Source organism: Serratia sp. 121840015-1, assembly GCF_053627655.1.
This window is the reverse complement of the sequence record NZ_JBSEYF010000001.1, coordinates 2,347,006-2,362,074: the sequence shown is the minus strand read 5'-3', so window position 1 is coordinate 2,362,074 and position 15,069 is coordinate 2,347,006. Positions and strand designations below refer to the sequence as shown.

Annotated in this window: 14 protein-coding genes; 8 read left to right on the top strand and 6 right to left on the bottom strand. The window is 60.4% G+C overall.

All coding sequences use genetic code 11. The features are described from left to right. Positions 1 to 18: 18 nt before the first annotated feature. The 7 genes from ACUXAC_RS11495 (at position 19) to ACUXAC_RS11465 (ending at position 7,208) form a co-directional block, all read left to right on the top strand. On the top strand, positions 19 to 2,553 hold the full coding sequence (locus ACUXAC_RS11495) for an outer membrane usher protein (protein ID WP_072271313.1): 2,535 nt from the start codon (positions 19 to 21) through the stop codon (positions 2,551 to 2,553). Positions 2,554 to 2,634: 81 nt separating this feature from the next. After that, positions 2,635 to 3,399, top strand: coding sequence for a fimbria/pilus periplasmic chaperone (locus ACUXAC_RS11490; protein WP_048321394.1), 765 nt, complete (start codon positions 2,635 to 2,637; stop codon positions 3,397 to 3,399). A gap of 71 nt (positions 3,400 to 3,470) precedes the next feature. After that, the gene (locus ACUXAC_RS11485) at positions 3,471 to 4,109 is read left to right on the top strand and encodes a fimbrial protein (RefSeq protein WP_063989367.1); all 639 of its coding nucleotides are present in this window, start codon (positions 3,471 to 3,473) and stop codon (positions 4,107 to 4,109) included. Between the two features lie 50 nt (positions 4,110 to 4,159). Then, positions 4,160 to 4,714, top strand: coding sequence for a fimbrial protein (locus ACUXAC_RS11480; RefSeq protein ID WP_060421587.1), 555 nt, complete (start codon positions 4,160 to 4,162; stop codon positions 4,712 to 4,714). Between the two features lie 24 nt (positions 4,715 to 4,738). Next, on the top strand, positions 4,739 to 5,161 hold the full coding sequence (locus ACUXAC_RS11475) for a hypothetical protein (RefSeq protein WP_141969855.1): 423 nt from the start codon (positions 4,739 to 4,741) through the stop codon (positions 5,159 to 5,161). Continuing rightward, complete coding sequence (locus tag ACUXAC_RS11470) at positions 5,158 to 6,546, top strand: FKBP-type peptidyl-prolyl cis-trans isomerase N-terminal domain-containing protein (protein WP_141969853.1); 1,389 nt, start codon at positions 5,158 to 5,160, stop codon at positions 6,544 to 6,546. Before ACUXAC_RS11475 ends, ACUXAC_RS11470 begins: the two co-directional genes overlap by 4 nt. Beyond that, positions 6,543 to 7,208 (top strand): helix-turn-helix transcriptional regulator, encoded by a 666-nt coding sequence (locus tag ACUXAC_RS11465; RefSeq protein WP_084826512.1) that lies wholly within the window; start codon positions 6,543 to 6,545, stop codon positions 7,206 to 7,208. The genes ACUXAC_RS11470 and ACUXAC_RS11465 overlap by 4 nt, the downstream gene beginning before the upstream one ends. A gap of 54 nt (positions 7,209 to 7,262) precedes the next feature. On the opposite strand, the gene ACUXAC_RS11460 is transcribed toward ACUXAC_RS11465, so the two are convergent. From ACUXAC_RS11460 to deoC, 4 genes are all read right to left on the bottom strand, one after another. Further along, complete coding sequence (locus tag ACUXAC_RS11460) at positions 7,263 to 8,630, bottom strand: L-serine ammonia-lyase (RefSeq protein ID WP_110611607.1); 1,368 nt, start codon at positions 8,628 to 8,630, stop codon at positions 7,263 to 7,265. Between the two features lie 92 nt (positions 8,631 to 8,722). After that, positions 8,723 to 10,021: an HAAAP family serine/threonine permease gene (locus ACUXAC_RS11455; protein WP_038881129.1), complete on the bottom strand. Its 1,299-nt coding sequence runs from the start codon at positions 10,019 to 10,021 to the stop codon at positions 8,723 to 8,725. A gap of 979 nt (positions 10,022 to 11,000) precedes the next feature. Next, positions 11,001 to 11,765 carry a DNA-binding transcriptional repressor DeoR gene (deoR, locus tag ACUXAC_RS11450; protein ID WP_060421601.1) on the bottom strand — a complete coding sequence of 255 codons (765 nt, stop codon included), beginning with the start codon at positions 11,763 to 11,765 and terminating at the stop codon, positions 11,001 to 11,003. Positions 11,766 to 11,918: 153 nt separating this feature from the next. Further along, on the bottom strand, positions 11,919 to 12,599 hold the full coding sequence (deoC, locus tag ACUXAC_RS11445) for a deoxyribose-phosphate aldolase (RefSeq protein ID WP_387442691.1): 681 nt from the start codon (positions 12,597 to 12,599) through the stop codon (positions 11,919 to 11,921). A gap of 212 nt (positions 12,600 to 12,811) precedes the next feature. On the opposite strand from deoC, the gene ACUXAC_RS11440 reads away from it, so the two are divergent. Beyond that, positions 12,812 to 13,648, top strand: coding sequence for an aldose epimerase family protein (locus ACUXAC_RS11440; protein WP_387442689.1), 837 nt, complete (start codon positions 12,812 to 12,814; stop codon positions 13,646 to 13,648). Positions 13,649 to 13,685: 37 nt separating this feature from the next. On the opposite strand, the gene ybjG is transcribed toward ACUXAC_RS11440, so the two are convergent. After that, entirely contained in the window at positions 13,686 to 14,291 is a 606-nt protein-coding gene (gene ybjG / locus ACUXAC_RS11435; RefSeq protein ID WP_060440718.1) for an undecaprenyl-diphosphate phosphatase, read from the bottom strand. A gap of 5 nt (positions 14,292 to 14,296) precedes the next feature. After that, positions 14,297 to 15,031 (bottom strand): phosphatase PAP2 family protein, encoded by a 735-nt coding sequence (locus tag ACUXAC_RS11430; protein WP_387442686.1) that lies wholly within the window; start codon positions 15,029 to 15,031, stop codon positions 14,297 to 14,299. Positions 15,032 to 15,069 lie beyond the last annotated feature (38 nt).

Below are 15,069 nucleotides of genomic sequence, written 5' to 3'. Positions count from 1 at the left end.
TATTGAAAGGACTTTATTATGCTTTCACCGGCAGGGAAGTTATTTCGTCTTCAGGCCTTGGGGCTTTGCGTTGCCCTTTCTCTGGGAAATCCAATCGCGTTGGTCTATGCCGCCGACGTGATTCAATTCAATACCGACGTATTGGACATCAACGATCGTAAAAATATCGATCTGAGCCAATTTACGCGCAGCGGCTACATCATGCCGGGCGTTTATACCATGGTGGTGCACGTCAATAAGAACGATCTGCCGGAACAGCCGGTAACGTTTATGGCGCCCGAGAACGATCCAAAAGGCAGCGAAGCCTGTCTTTCGCCGGAATTGGTCAACCAACTGGGGCTGAAAGAAAAACTGTTAAGCACGCTGAACTGGACGCACGGCGGCCGTTGCCTTGACGCTTCCAGTCTGGCGGGGATGGAAGCCCGCGGCGATCTTGCCAGCTCCTCACTGTATCTGAACATTCCTCAGGCCTATCTGGAATACAGCTCGGAAAACTGGGACCCGCCTTCGCGCTGGGATGACGGTATTCCCGGGCTGCTGTTTGACTATAACGTCAACGCCCAAACGCAAAAGCATCAGAAAGGCGGCAGCAGTTACAGCCTGAGCGGCAACGGTACCGGTGGCGCCAACCTGGGCGCCTGGCGTCTGCGCGCCGACTGGCAGGCCAACCTCAACCATCAGACCGGTTCTTCTCAGCCTACCGATAAACAGTTCGACTGGAGCCGCTATTACGCCTACCGGGCGATCCCGGCGCTGCGTTCGCGGCTGACGATGGGTGAGGATTACCTGAACTCCGACATTTTCGACAGCCTGCGCTTTACCGGCGTCAGTCTGCGATCCGACGACAGCATGTTGCCGCCCAACCTGCGCGGCTATGCGCCGGAAGTGACCGGCGTGGCGAAAACCAACGCCAAGGTGGTGGTCAGCCAGCAGGGGCGCGTGCTGTATGAAACGCAGGTAGCGGCGGGGCCGTTCCGCATTCAGGACATCAACGATGCGGTTTCCGGCGAGCTGGACGTGCGTGTCGAAGAGCAAGACGGCAGCGTGCAGGAGTTCAAGATGAACACCGCCAACATTCCTTATCTGACGCGGCCGGGTACGGTGCGTTACAAGCTGGCGACGGGCAAACCGTCAGAGTGGGGGCACCATCTGCGCGGGCCGATGTTCGGCACCGGCGAGTTCTCCTGGGGGATCAGCAACGGCTGGTCGCTGTACGGCGGGGGCATCGCCGGCGGCGATTACAACGCGCTGTCGCTGGGGATCGGGCGCGATCTGATGGCGCTGGGGGCGCTGTCGTTCGATGCCACGCAGTCGCGTGCGCGTTTGCCGCAGGATGGCACGCTGACCGGCGGTTCGTACCGGCTGAGCTATTCGAAGAACTTCGATGAATACGACAGCCAGGTCACCTTTGCCGGTTACCGCTTCTCCCAGGAAGATTTCATGAGCATGGGGGACTACCTGGATGCGCGTTACGAAGGGGGGCGCAGCGGCAAGAGCAAGGAGATGTACACCATCACCTTCAACAAGCAGTTCCGCGAACTGGGGCTGAGCACCTATCTCAACTACAGCCACCAAACCTACTGGGATCGGGCGCCGAACGATCGTTACAACCTGATGGTATCGCGCTACTTCGACATCGGCGATTTCAAGAACGTCAGCGTGTCGCTGTCGGCCTATCGCAACCGTTATAACGAGCGCAACGACGACGGGATGTATCTGTCGCTGTCGCTGCCCTGGGGCAGTGCAGGCACGCTCAGTTACAACATGACGCTCGATCGCGAAGAGAACGCTCACCGGGTCGGGTACTACAACCGGGTCGATGAACACAACAACTATCAGATCAGCGCCGGCGCCGCACGCAGCGGAGCGACGGCCAGCGGTTATTACAGCCATCAGGGCGACATGGCGCAGATCAACGCCAACGCCAGCTACCAGGCCGGCCGCTACAGCGCCGTCGGCATCGGTGCGCAGGGCGGCCTGACGATGGCGGCGGAAGGGGCGGTGCTGCACCGCGTCAACACGCCGGGCGGGACGCGCTTGCTGCTCGATACCGAAGGCGTCGCCGGTGTGCCGGTGCGCGGCTACGGCAGTACGGTGCTGACCAACCGTTACGGCAAGGCGGTGGTGGCGGATGTAAACAGCTACTACCGCAACAAGGCCAGCATCGATCTCAACAGCCTGAGCGACAACGTCGAGGCGACGCGTTCCGTGGTGCAGGCCACGTTGACCGAGGGGGCCATCGGCTACCGCAAGTTTGAAGTGATTGCCGGTGAGAAGGCGATGGCGATCGTCAAGCTGGCGGACGGCAGCGAGCCGCCGTTTGGCGCCACGGTGCTGAATGCCCGCAAACAGGAGACCGGCATCATCAATGACGGCGGCAGCGTTTACCTGTCCGGCCTTAACCCCGGCGAGCGCATGAGCGTGCACTGGAACGGCGCGGCGCAGTGTGAAATCCAGCTGCCGTCGCCGCTGCCGGCCGAAATGTTGATGAATACGTTGCTGCTGCCTTGCCGTCCTCTTGCCGGCAGCAAGCCGGCGGCTGACGCCAACTGACATACACCCGGCGGAGCCCGCTCCGCCGCTAAACCGCCGGGGCGGGCTCGTCCGCTTACGGCCGACTGGAACCGTGAAGACATGATGAATCTGACTATGACCAGAAAGACCGTTTTCCTTGTGGGCCCGCTCGCCGCCGCGTTGACGATCGGCGCGGTCAGCCTGCCCGCTCATGCGGCTATCGCGCTGGATCGCACGCGCGTGATTTTCGACGGCGACCTGAAAACGGTCAGTCTCAACATCAGTAACCAGAACAAACAGTTGCCGTATCTGGCGCAGGGATGGATCGAAGACGATCGCGGCAACAAAATCCAAAGCCCTTTCACCGTGCTGCCGCCGGTGCAACGGGTGGAGCCGGGTAAACCGAGCCAGGTGAAGATCCAGTCGCTGCCGGCCGCGCGTCAGCTGCCGCAGGACAGGGAGACGCTGTATTACTTCAACCTGCGCGAGATCCCGCCGCGCAGCAATAAGCCGAACACGCTGCAGATAGCGCTGCAGACGCGCATCAAAATGTTTTATCGCCCGGCGGCGCTCGCCCCGAAAAAGAACGCCGCACCGTGGCAGGAGCAGCTGACGCTGACCCGGCAGGGCGACAAGTACGTGGTGAACAACCCGACCCCTTATTACGTGACGATCGTTGAGGCGAGCGCCGGCAAGGGCGGAAAAGGAGCGGCGGGCTTTGAACCGCTGATGGTGGCGCCGAAGGCCAGTGCCCCGCTGAACGTCTCCGCCGCGAGCCTCGGCAACGGCCCGTCGCTGGCATACATCAACGATTACGGTGGGCGGCCGCAGTTGAACTTCCGCTGCGCCGGCAATGCCTGCCAGGTCGTGCCGGTCGCCAAATGACGATCCGCGCGCAAGCAGGGAAGACAGAGTGAATACAGCGGAGTGAACGAATCATGCAACGAAAGATCCCCATGCTGTTGGGAAAGGCCTATGAACGTCATCAGCGACGCACTATCGGCCTGACGGTATTGGCCGCGCTGATGGTACCGCTGACGGCAGGCACGATGCTGATGCTGATGCCGCCGGCCCGCGCGGTGGACAACTGGGACGTGGAGGGCGCGAACGGCACGCTCCACGTCTACGGCGCGTTGACGGAAAGCGCCTGCAGTCTGGAAATGACCACCGCTCGTCAGGAAGTGTGGCTGGGGGAGACGGGGACGGCGCACTTCCAGCGCCCGGGCGATCGCGGCACGCCGGTGGCGTTCGAGCTGACGCTGAAAGACTGTCTGCGGGCGCCGGCGAGCAACCGCGACGCCTGGACCGGGGTTCTGGCCTGGAGCGGCAGTCAACCTGCGGTGTCCGTGGCGTTTGCCGCGCCTGCGGATGACGACGCGCCGGGTTTGGTCAGGGTAGCCGGCGTCACCGGCTTGGGGCTGCAGTTGGCGGATGCCAGCGGCCTGCCGGTGCGCCTCGGCGCGCGTAACAAACCGATCTTGCTGACGCCGGGGCAAAACACCCTGACGTATACGGTGACGCCGGTGCGAACCCCGGCGACGCTGAGCGCCGGCGCCTACCGTGCGGCGATCGATTTCCGCCTTTATTACGACTAATACGCCGCTTGCGTCGGACCGGCGCAAGCACAACCAAAGGGAGTGGCGACATGCGCGCGACAGAGACGAACCGGCGCCGGAGCGCGCTGTTGGGGGCAGGCATGGTCATGGCGGCCGGCATGATGGCGCCGCCGGCGACTGCGGCGGAAAACATGCGCTTTCACGGTACGCTGGTAGCCGAGCCGTGCGTCATTCAGCCGGGAGATGAGGATATCCAACTGGATTTCGGCACCATCGTCGACAAATACCTGTATCTGAACACCCGTACCCATAGCCAAAGCTTCGCGTTGCACCTGACCGAGTGCGATCTCAGCCTGGGCAATACGGTGGCCATCACGTTTACCGGCACCGAGGACGCTAAGCTACCCGGCCTGTTGGCGCTGGATGCCGGCAGCCTGGCCTCGGGGATCGGCATCGGGCTGGAGGACAGCACCGGCAAGGCGCTGCCGCTCAATCGGGCCAGCGATAAATTCCGCCTGAATGCCGGCAACACCACGCTCACGCTGCAGGCCTATGTGCAGGGGGAGCCGGAGGCCATCCAAACGAAGTCCATCGGCCGCGGCACCTTCAGCGCGGTGGCCACCTTTACGTTGGAATACGAATAAGCGTCTACAAGGACAAAAAACGCAATGATGATAAAGCCCCTCAATCGCGCTCTGCGCATGAGCCTGCTGTGCCTGTTGGCGTTGAGCGCCGCCGCCTGTCAAAACCAAAAGTCGGGCAAGCCCGCCGTGAACACCAAAAATCAGGCTGTGCAAGCTCCGTCAGAAGAGGCTTTGCGCAAGCAGCGTGAGGCCGAGCAGCTGCAGCAGTGCCAGCAGCAACTGGGTGCATTGCGCACGATCGACGAGAAACAGTATCAGCGCTATAAACAGGCCTTCGACAGCCTGATGAGCGGCGCTTCGCAGTACGCCAACCTGCGTGCACGGGTAAACGGCGACACGCAGGAGACGGTGGATGCGCTGTATCGCTACAAGGTCAACTATCTGTGCGCCGGAGTGAATCAGGCGGTGTTGACCGGCTTGGCGGATCGCGGGGAGCAGGTTAAATGAGGCTGCGCCTGCTGGGCTGTGCGGCTCTGCTGTTCACCGGCGTCGCGCAGGCGGACGACGGCGTGCCGGCGCTGCTGCAGTTTGCCGAGCAGTATCAACGGCAGAACACCGCGCCGAAGAGCGAAAACGCGGCGCCCGCCGACCGCGGGGCGGGGCAAAAAAAGCGTGAGCCGGCAAAGCGTCCGCCGGACACCCACCAGCCTGCTTCACCGGCCAAAGCTTTTACGCTGAGCCAGGAATTATTGGCGCGTGACCAACAGCTGGCGCGCCAGCGAATGGAACTGACGATGTTGCGCCAGGAACTTACTGCGCTGCGGGCTGAGAAAGCAGCGCCACCCGTCGCGACGTTGCCTGATTCGTCAACGCTGCAGCAGTGGATCGCCGGGCTGGGCGCCGCCTGGCGCGGCTCGCCCGATGCGCAGCGCGCCGAGGCGCTGCTGCGGCAGGCGACGCAGGAAACCGCCAAAACCAAAGCGACGGCGATGCAGGCCGAACGGCGCGTCACCGAGCTGGAGTCCGCCGCGCAGGCATCGGCGCAGACGCTTGCACAACGCCAGCGCGAGCACCAGGAGGAACTGCACGCTCTGCGTAACGCGCTGGAGGCGAGTGAGCAGAAGCGGGCCGATGAGCAGAAAGTGACCCAGCAGGCGCGCGAAGCGCTGTTGGCGCTGCATAAGCGGCTGCAATGGGAGGTGACGCCGGAGCAGTTGAAGGATGAACGCAAGCGTTTGTCCTATGCGGCGGGCAGTGCGCTGGGGCGGGATATTCAGGGGGTAGTGACGGAGCGTCAAAGCTGGGGCGTACCGGTGGACCGCGACAGCCTGTTGGCGGGCGTCATCGATAGCGTGTCGGGGCGTTTGCAGCTGCCGCCGGATGAACTGAATACGCTGACGGCGCAGGCGGATGCCGCCGCCATGGCCGCGCGTGAGAAACGCGTTAACGAACAGCGGCGGCGTGATGAAGATTATCTGGCGCAGTTCAGTCAACAAAAGGGCGTAAAGCAGTCGGCGATGGGCTTTTGGTATCGGGTGGATTACGCCGGGGAGGGCGCGCTGGCGCCAACGGCGGTGGTCGATGTGGTCGTGAAGGAGAAATTGACCGACGGCACGGTGATCCAGGATATGGAGCTGAGCGGCAAGGTGCTGTCGCAACCGCTGTCCGAGTATCCGCCGCTGTTCAGAGAGGCGATAAGCCATCTGCATAACCACGGTTCGCTGACGATGGTCGTGCCGCCGGCGCTGGCCTACGGCGAAACCGGCTATCCGCCGAAAGTGCCACCTAACGCCACCATGATTTATGAATTACGCATCGACAACAGTCAGGCTCCGACAAAGGGGGCCCAGGCGGTTAAACGGGAAGCCGGAACGGCGGGAGGGCAGGGATGAACACCATGATAAAAATCGCGCTATTTGATGAAAACCGTTACTTCAGCGCCGGTTGGCAGGAGGCCCTGGCGCTGCATTTCAGCACTTACGGCAAGCGCACGCTGTTACTGGATGCGCAGCAAATTCACGAAGCCGATCTGGTGTTCTGCTATTTTCCTCCCGGCGTGCAAAGCTGCTTTTGTCACTTCTTTGAGGCGCAGGCCGCAGGGCGCAAAACGCTGTATTTCTCGTTGCGAACGCCGGAGGGGCGGCATAAACGCACCGTCGGCACCCGATGCTCGCTGGAGGCCGGTGTCATTTACCACGATACGCCGCTGGTATCGGCATTGTATCAGGTGAGCGCCGAACTGGAGCGGCGCAGCAAATGGCCGGGCAGGCCGGGTTGTGGCATGAACTGCGTATGCCAGCACCGCGGCCTGACGCTGCGCGAACAGGAGATCATGCGCTGCATGACGCGGGAGATGGGGGTAACGCAAATTGCACGGATGCTGGACATCAGTGTGAAAACCGTCAGCAATCACAAGATGAGCGTTATGCGCAAGATGGGATTCCGGCGTAATGCCGAACTTTACGGCTGGCTGCGGCACAGCGCCCGCCCCGGCGCCGTGGGGGCTCGGGCCGGCATTCAGCCGGGCGTTGCGGCAGGGAAAGAGCGGCATTGAAACGGCGCCGGCCAGATCGGACCGGCCGGCGCCTTTAGGGCCTCGCCGTGGCGGTCAGTTGCAGGCCACGACCTTAATCGCCAGCCCGCCCTGGGAGGTTTCGCGGTATTTGGCGTTCATGTCTTTGCCTGTTTCGTACATGGTTTCGATCACCTTATCCAGACAAACTCGTGGTTCGCTGGTGCGGCGCATCGCCATGCGTGCGGCGTTGACCGCCTTGACGGCGGAAATAGCGTTGCGTTCGATGCAGGGCACCTGAACCTGGCCGGCGAGCGGATCGCAGGTCAGCCCCAAATGGTGCTCCATGGCGATCTCCGCCGCGATGCACACCTGCGCCGGGCTGCCGCCCAGCAGCTCGGTCAACCCGGCCGCCGCCATCGAACAGGCTACGCCCACTTCCCCCTGACAGCCCACTTCGGCGCCGGAGATCGAGGCGTTCATTTTGTACAGCGCGCCAATCACCCCAGACGCCAGGAAGTAGCGGGTGTAGGAATTGGCATTTACCGGGCGGATGAACTTGTCGTAGTAAGCCAGCACCGCAGGGATGATGCCGCAGGCGCCGTTGGTCGGCGCGGTGACCACGCGGCCACCGGCGGCGTTCTCTTCGTTGACGGCCAACGCGAACATGTTGATCCAATCGACCACGTTCATCGGATCGATATTGTTCTTGTCGCCGGTCACCAGAATGCGGCGCAGCGCGGCGGCGCGGCGCGGCACTTTCATCGGGCCGGGCAGCAAGCCTTCGGTGTTGATGCCGCGTTCGATACCGGCGCTCATCACCTGCCAGACGTCGGCGAAGTGCGCGTCGATATCCGCCTTGCTGCGCAGCGCCAGCTCGTTCTGCATCACCAGGCCGGACAACGATAGCCCGGTGTCTTTGCAATGCTGCTGCAGATCGTGCGCCGATTTGAACGGGTAGGGCACCGGCGTGGCGCCTTCGGCGGACTGGCCGAAGTGCTCTTCGTCGACGATGAAACCGCCACCGATCGAGTAATAGGTTTTGCTGTGCAGCAGGCGTTCACCGGCGAAGGCGCGGATGCGCATGCCGTTTTCGTGCAGCGGCAGGTTGTCGCTGTGGAAATTCATGCCGCCGTGCAGCGGAAAATCCACCTCGTGGTGGCCGTTGGCCAGCGACAGGCGGCCGCGCTGTTCGACGTCGCGGATAAAGCCCGGAATGCTGTCGATGTCCACGTCGTGCGGCAGGTTGCCGGCCAGGCCCATGATGATGGCGATATCGGTGTGGTGGCCTTTACCGGTCAACGACAGCGAACCGTACACGTCGACCACCACGCGGGTGGTGTCCTGCAGCTGCTGGTGGGCGATCAGATCGTCGACGAACTGTTTGCCGGCTTTCATCGGGCCAACGGTGTGGGAACTGGATGGGCCGATGCCAATTTTGAAAATATCGAAAACGCTGACCATGGTCTCGCCTCCTTCTTCAGGTTTCAGGCGGTGAATACGGGAAATGGGGGAGTGCGGGAGGGCCGGCGCGCAGCGGCGCCGGCCGGACGTGATTAGCCGAGCAGGCTGAACACGATAGCAGAGATGGCGATCAGACCCATCACAACCACGAACACGTTGCTGATGTGGCCGCTGTACTTGCGCATGGCAGGCACTTTACGGATGGCATACATCGGCATCAGGAACAGCAGCATGGCGATGATTGGGCCGCCCAGGGTTTCGATCATGCCCAGGATGCTTGGGTTCAGGGTGGCGACGATCCAGGTGGTCACCAGCATGAAGATTGCGGTCATGCGGTTCAGCTTGGCGGTGCTGACGGTTTTGCCGCGGCTCTTCATCGACTTGGCAACCAGGCCGTTGAAGCCTTCACGGGCGCCCAGGTAGTGGCCCAGGAACGATTTGGTGATGGCGACGAAGGCGATAACCGGCGCGATGTACGCGATCATCGGGTTGTTAAAGTGGTTAGCCAGGTAAGACAGAATCGAGATGTTCTGCGCCTTGGCTTCCGCCAGGTTTTCCGGCGTCAGGCTCAGCACGCAGCTGAACACGAAGAACATCACGGTCAGCACCATCATGATGTGTGCATAAGCCAGAATGCGGGAGCATTTTTTCTCGGCGTCTGCGCCGTACTCTTCGCGTTTGGCGACGGCGAAGGCGGAGATGATCGGCGAGTGGTTGAAGGAGAACACCATTACCGGGATCGCCAGCCACAGGGTCATGATCAGGCCGTGGCCCATGCCGGTACCGCTGCCGGACAGCGACACGTTTTCGAAGATGGCGCCGGTCCAGTTAGGGATCAGATACACCGCCAGCAGCATCAGCACCGCGACGAACGGGAAGACCAGGATGCTCATGGTTTTCACGATGGCCTGCTCGCCGAAGCGCACGATGGTCATCAGGCCGACGATCAGGATCAGCGACAGGATGGCGCGCGGTGGCGATGTCATGCCCAACTGGTGGGTGATGAAGCTGTCGACGGTGTTGGTGATCGCCACGCTGTAAACCAGCAGAATCGGGTAGATGGCGAAGAAGTACAGCAGGGTAATCAGCTTACCGGCGGTGATGCCGAAGTGCTCTTCTACCACGGCGGTGATGTCTTCACCGGGATTTTTGCCGGACAGAACGAAACGGCACAGGCCGCGGTGGGCAAAGAAGGTCATCGGGAAAGCGATGATGGCCATGATGATCAGAGGAATCAAACCGCCGATACCGGCGTTGATTGGCAAGAACAGGACGCCTGCGCCGATGGCGGTGCCGTACAGGCCCAACATCCACATGGTATCCGTTTTACGCCAGGTACTGCTGGAGCCCGAGGCCGCAGAGGCAATTGTGCCGGTCTGTGTAGTGTCCATAAATATCTCCGAAGTGAACACGAATTTAAAATTAAAAGACAAAACTTAAGGTTAAACCGTCAAACGTCCTATTCAGGCAACGCTTGCGGTAAGAATCAGGTGTTGCTTGCGGGGATGTTTTGGCGTCCCCCTGGTTGTTTATTGCGTTCATTACCAAGGCACAGCGCCGGGTAATTCACTAAAGACTTTTCACCGTCACGGGTGATAAAAGTCGTTACCGCTGCCGACAGGTCTTTGCCTGTCGATTTTTGTTGGCGGCAAGATAACGATTTACAGTAGAAACAACCGTGATCCTGCTCTCAAATGCGCAATATGTGCAGTTATCTGCTTTTTTATCGATTTTTCGCGCATTTGTTGCACATTTGTGTAAGATTTTGTGCTGAGAACGCTCTCATAAAGATTTCTGCGATTATGCGGTTTGTACAATAATTAGCCGGATAAAGCGCTGTGCTCAGCAGCAAGCCGAGCAATATATTTTATGCGTGGTTTTGGATCTAGCGAAAAACCCGGATTAAGCAGTTTTAGTGACGTAGATCACATTGTATTTTTAAGTAAAATTCAATTCATCTATTTGTTTTTAATGTGTTTTCATTAAAAATCACCGCTAATAACCAAGGGAAATTACTTACGTGGTTAGCGGATAAAAATGCGTAACCATTCATCATATAAATAACAGATAACTAACAGGTATTGGCGAGATTTGCTGCAATCGCTTAAACCGCCGTTTATTTAAACATCCCGGCCTTTGGCGCGATTTATCATATAAAAGCCATAAATAGTCGTTAATTCACGCAGCCGACAGCCGGTTTAGCCTGCGAGAAAATAATCACTCGGGTGACCTGTTGCATTTTATTAACCTGATGTTGCGTGCGGATAAGCGAAAAACGCGAATCGATTGCGCATTATTTGTTCATTTTCGGGCGGAGAAAGAAGGGGATTGCAACGGTGCGCCGTCGGTTTCGACGGCGCAGAAGGCGGACTAATAGCGGGTAGCGATGGCGTTGTCGTTGAAGAACGCCATGAAGTCGGCGTCCGGCTGGCGGTCGCTGATCACCCGATCGAACTGCGTCAGGGGGCCGATGCAGGCCGGTTTGGTTTTGCCGAACTTGCTGTGGTCTGCCACCAGGATCTTTTGCTGCGCCATCGCCATGGCGCGATGCTTCATCTCCAGCTCGTCGAAGTTGAAGCAGGTGGCGCCGTGCTGCAGGCTGAGGCCGGCGGCGGAGATAAAGGCGATGTTCGGGCAGATGTGATCGAGCTCGTTACGGCCGCTGACGCTGGAAAAGATGTAGTTGTTCGGCTTGAACTCACCGCCGCACAGGACCACCTTGCAGTTCGGTTTGTCCTGCAGCGCCAGGAAGGTGTTCAGCGAATGACAGACGGCGGTGAAGGTCAGCTCGTCGGCGATGGCGTCGATGATCGCCGGGGTAGTGGTGCCGCAGTCGAAAAACACCGTGTCGTTTTCATTGATCAACGGGGCCGCCAGCAGGCCGATACGCCGTTTCTCCGTCACCTGCTTGGCTTTTTGATCGGAAACGAAGTAGTTGGTCACGCCGTTGCTGCGCGGATCGGTCACCACATAGCCGCCGAGTAGCACCACCGCCGCCGGTTCGGCGCTCAGATCGCGGCGAATGGTCATCTCCGAGACCCCCAGCAGCACGGCGGCTTCTTTCAGGTGGATCTTGTCAGCGCGTTTTAACGCCTGAACTAGCCGGTTGATACGTTCTTCGCGCCGCGTTTCCATAGGTCCGTCTTCCCACAGGTAGTAGAGGTAAAAGGGCGTGCCGGCGTGTCCGGCGCTAAACACAACAATGCGGGGCAATATCGGGCCGCCTTGGCCGCCCGTATTGTCCCGCATCGGAGTGTATTGGCTGTGCCCGTCAGGGCATGCCGACGATCAGTAGCTGCCCGCCGCCGGCTGCGCGCCGGAAACGATGGCGACGCCGGAGCTGGTGCCGATACGCGTGGCGCCGGCGTTGATCATCTTCTCGGCGGTGGCGCGATCGCGCACGGCGCCGGAAGCTTTCACGCCCATCTCGCTGCCCACGGTCTCGCGCATCAGTTTGACGTGCTCTTCCCGAGCGCCGCCGGTGCTGAAGCCGGTGGAAGTTTTCACGAAGGCCACATCGAGTTCGCGACACATTTCACAAACCTGGACGATCTGCGCATCGCTGAGCAGGCAGGTTTCCAATATTACCTTCAACGGGATCGCCGCGCAAACCTCGCGCACGGCGGCGATGTCGGCTTTCACTTCGTCCAGCAGGCCGCTTTTCAACCAACCGACGTTGATCACCATATCGATCTCTTGCGCGCCGGCGGCGATCGCCGCTTTGGCTTCAAAGGCTTTGGCAACGGTCAGGCCGGCGCCCAGCGGGAAACCGATCACCGAGCAGACTTTCACAGTGCTTTCCTGCAGCAGTTGGGCTGCCAGCGGCACGTAGCCGGAGTTGACGCACACCGCATAGAAGTTGTGCTGCTGCGCTTCTTCGCACAGTTTGGCGATCTGCAGTTCGGTGGCGTCCATCGCAAGCAGGGTGTGGTCGATATAGCTGGCGTAATCGATGTTTTCGGTGGTCATCGCGGTTCCTTAGTGAGGTTAAGACAGTAAAAGGGGTAAGCAATGTGAAAATAATAACATTTCGACACAGATAAACCTAGTGGTGTTTAAAAATGTCGACGAGATCGTCGATATGATGCCGCTGTGTGTATACATTAAGGATGGTTGATTTGTTATTTAAATAACATTTTAGGGCTCGCGGCCTGCGCGAGCGAAACGTCGAGGGAAAAAAGATGAAGATCAACATCGATCTGGCTCCTGAAGCTTTCGGGGCGCAGCGGCAGGAACTGTTCCGCAACGCGGATTTCGCGGTGAGTGCACATCGTTGCGCAAAACGCGGGCCGATGCTGACGCTGGCGAACAGCCGTGGCGCGCTGACGGTTTTACCGTATCAGGGCCTCGCGATCTGGGATGCCGAGTTTGACGGTTATTCGCTGAAGTCGGGCCGCCGCAGCGTGCGGGGCGCAGGAAAAAAGCGCGCTGACGATGCCGCGTTCTGCCCTGCCTGGCCGAATCAGGACGGTGAGCCGCTGCAGATGCAACGCGTGTGGCTCCAACTGGCGGGCGATGAGCTGACGTTGCACGGCGAGGGGGAGCGGGCGGGTGGGCGTTGGCGCATCGGCCCGGCGCTGCGTCTGGCGGCGCAGAGCGCGCAGTTCGCCATTGAGATGACGGTCACCAACCTGGCCGAGCGGCCGCAGCCGCTGCGCTATGTGTGTCGCCTCAACTACGGCTGCCTTCCCGACGCGGTATTCCGTCAGAACCTGCCGGCGCCGGCGCTGTTGGGGGATGCGCTCGGGCAGGAACTGCTGTGCTCCGACGATCTGTCGCGCTATGTGGATCAGGCCGAGTTCTTTATGCTGGCGCCGCAAGGCCGGCGCTATGTGACGCGCTTCGCTACCGGGCAATTCAACTATGGCCTGCGGCGCATCGCCGTTCAGGGCAACCGGCGGCTGCTGGCTTTTATCCAGCCGGCGAACTGTCGCCCGAATGCGCTGGAGGAAGAGGCGGGAATGATGCTGGGGGCGGGAAAAACGCGGGCGTTTTGCGTGACCACCGGCGTGGTGTGAAATAACGGGGCGGTAACGCCCCGGTCATGTTGTGCAGTTACTCTTTCACCCAGCCACGGCGAATGGCGAAGGCGAACAGGAAACGATACAGGCGCGACAGCTTGTCGGCGATGACATCGCCGAACAGATTCCACACCAGTTGGGCGAACAGGCAGCCGACCAGGCCGAGCAGGAAACCGCCGACCATATCCAGCGGCCAGTGCACGCCGAGGTAAACGCGTGACCAGGCGATGCCGACGGCGACGATCATCAGCAGCACGCCGGACCAGACCCGGTGCCAGAACAGAAACGCCAGCGCAAAGGTAAAGATGGCGGTGCCGTGATCGCTCGGGAACGAGCTGTCCGGCGCATGTGCCAGGAAGGTATAGCCAACGCCGGCGACGAACGGGCGCTCATGCGGCAGCAGCGCGCCGATGGTGGCGGCGGCGAGCATGGCGAACAGCAGCGCGATAGTGGTTTTCGCTACCACCTGGCGCTGCGAAACCAGCTGGCTTTGCGGCCCCCACAGCCACAGGCCGACGATCAGCAGCGGCACGATGATGATCAGATCGCGCGCCAAAAAGGTGGCGAAATCGATCGTCCACTCGGGAGACGCCGGGGTCGCATTGATCCAGGCGAAAAGAAAATGGTTCAACTGTTCCATAACCGTTACCTCGTCTTGCGGCGCCAATAGCCGCTAACCGTCCAATAAATAGCCAACTGGCTTAACCAAACCCACCAACCCGCCCACAGGTTATGGGTAAGAAAATGGGCGCCGCGCATGATCTGGCCAAAGCCCATCAGCATGCCGAGCGCAATGCCGCCGCACCAGCACCACCAGGCCAGGCGCGGACGCTGCGGATAAAACAGGAAAAACAACGCCATGACCGCGAAACCGCTCGAGGCGTGCCCGCCGGGGAAGCAGCGGCCGGGGCCCGGCAGCGCCGGTACCGTGCCGAACAGCGGGAAGGACATCGCCTTGCCGCCGTACTCGATCAGATCCCACGGGCAGGAGTGCGCGCTGGTGGCCTTGAGAATGCCCACCACCAACGGGCCGATCCCGATCAACAGCATGGTCACGATCAGGCGCGCGCTGCGGCGATAGATGCCCCAAAACAGCGTCAGTACCGCCCCGACGATCACTATTTGCTTCAGCAGGCGGTGGTTGATCAGATCCAGCCAATAATTGTTTTGCCACGGGAAATGCCGGCTGGCGGGATCGTACCAAAAGTTGCTGATCGCCCAGTCCAGCTGTTCGTTGCGGGAGAGCCACAGGAACAGCAGGCCGCTGATCAGCAGGCCAAAAACCTGCCAACGGTAAAAGGATGCCGGCAGGGAGTAAAGGGCGGTTGTCTTAATTTGCGGTGCCGTTGAGGATTGATTTAATGACGATTCTGGATTCACGCGCAGGCTCGGTGGCAGGATTGAATAACGCCACTGTA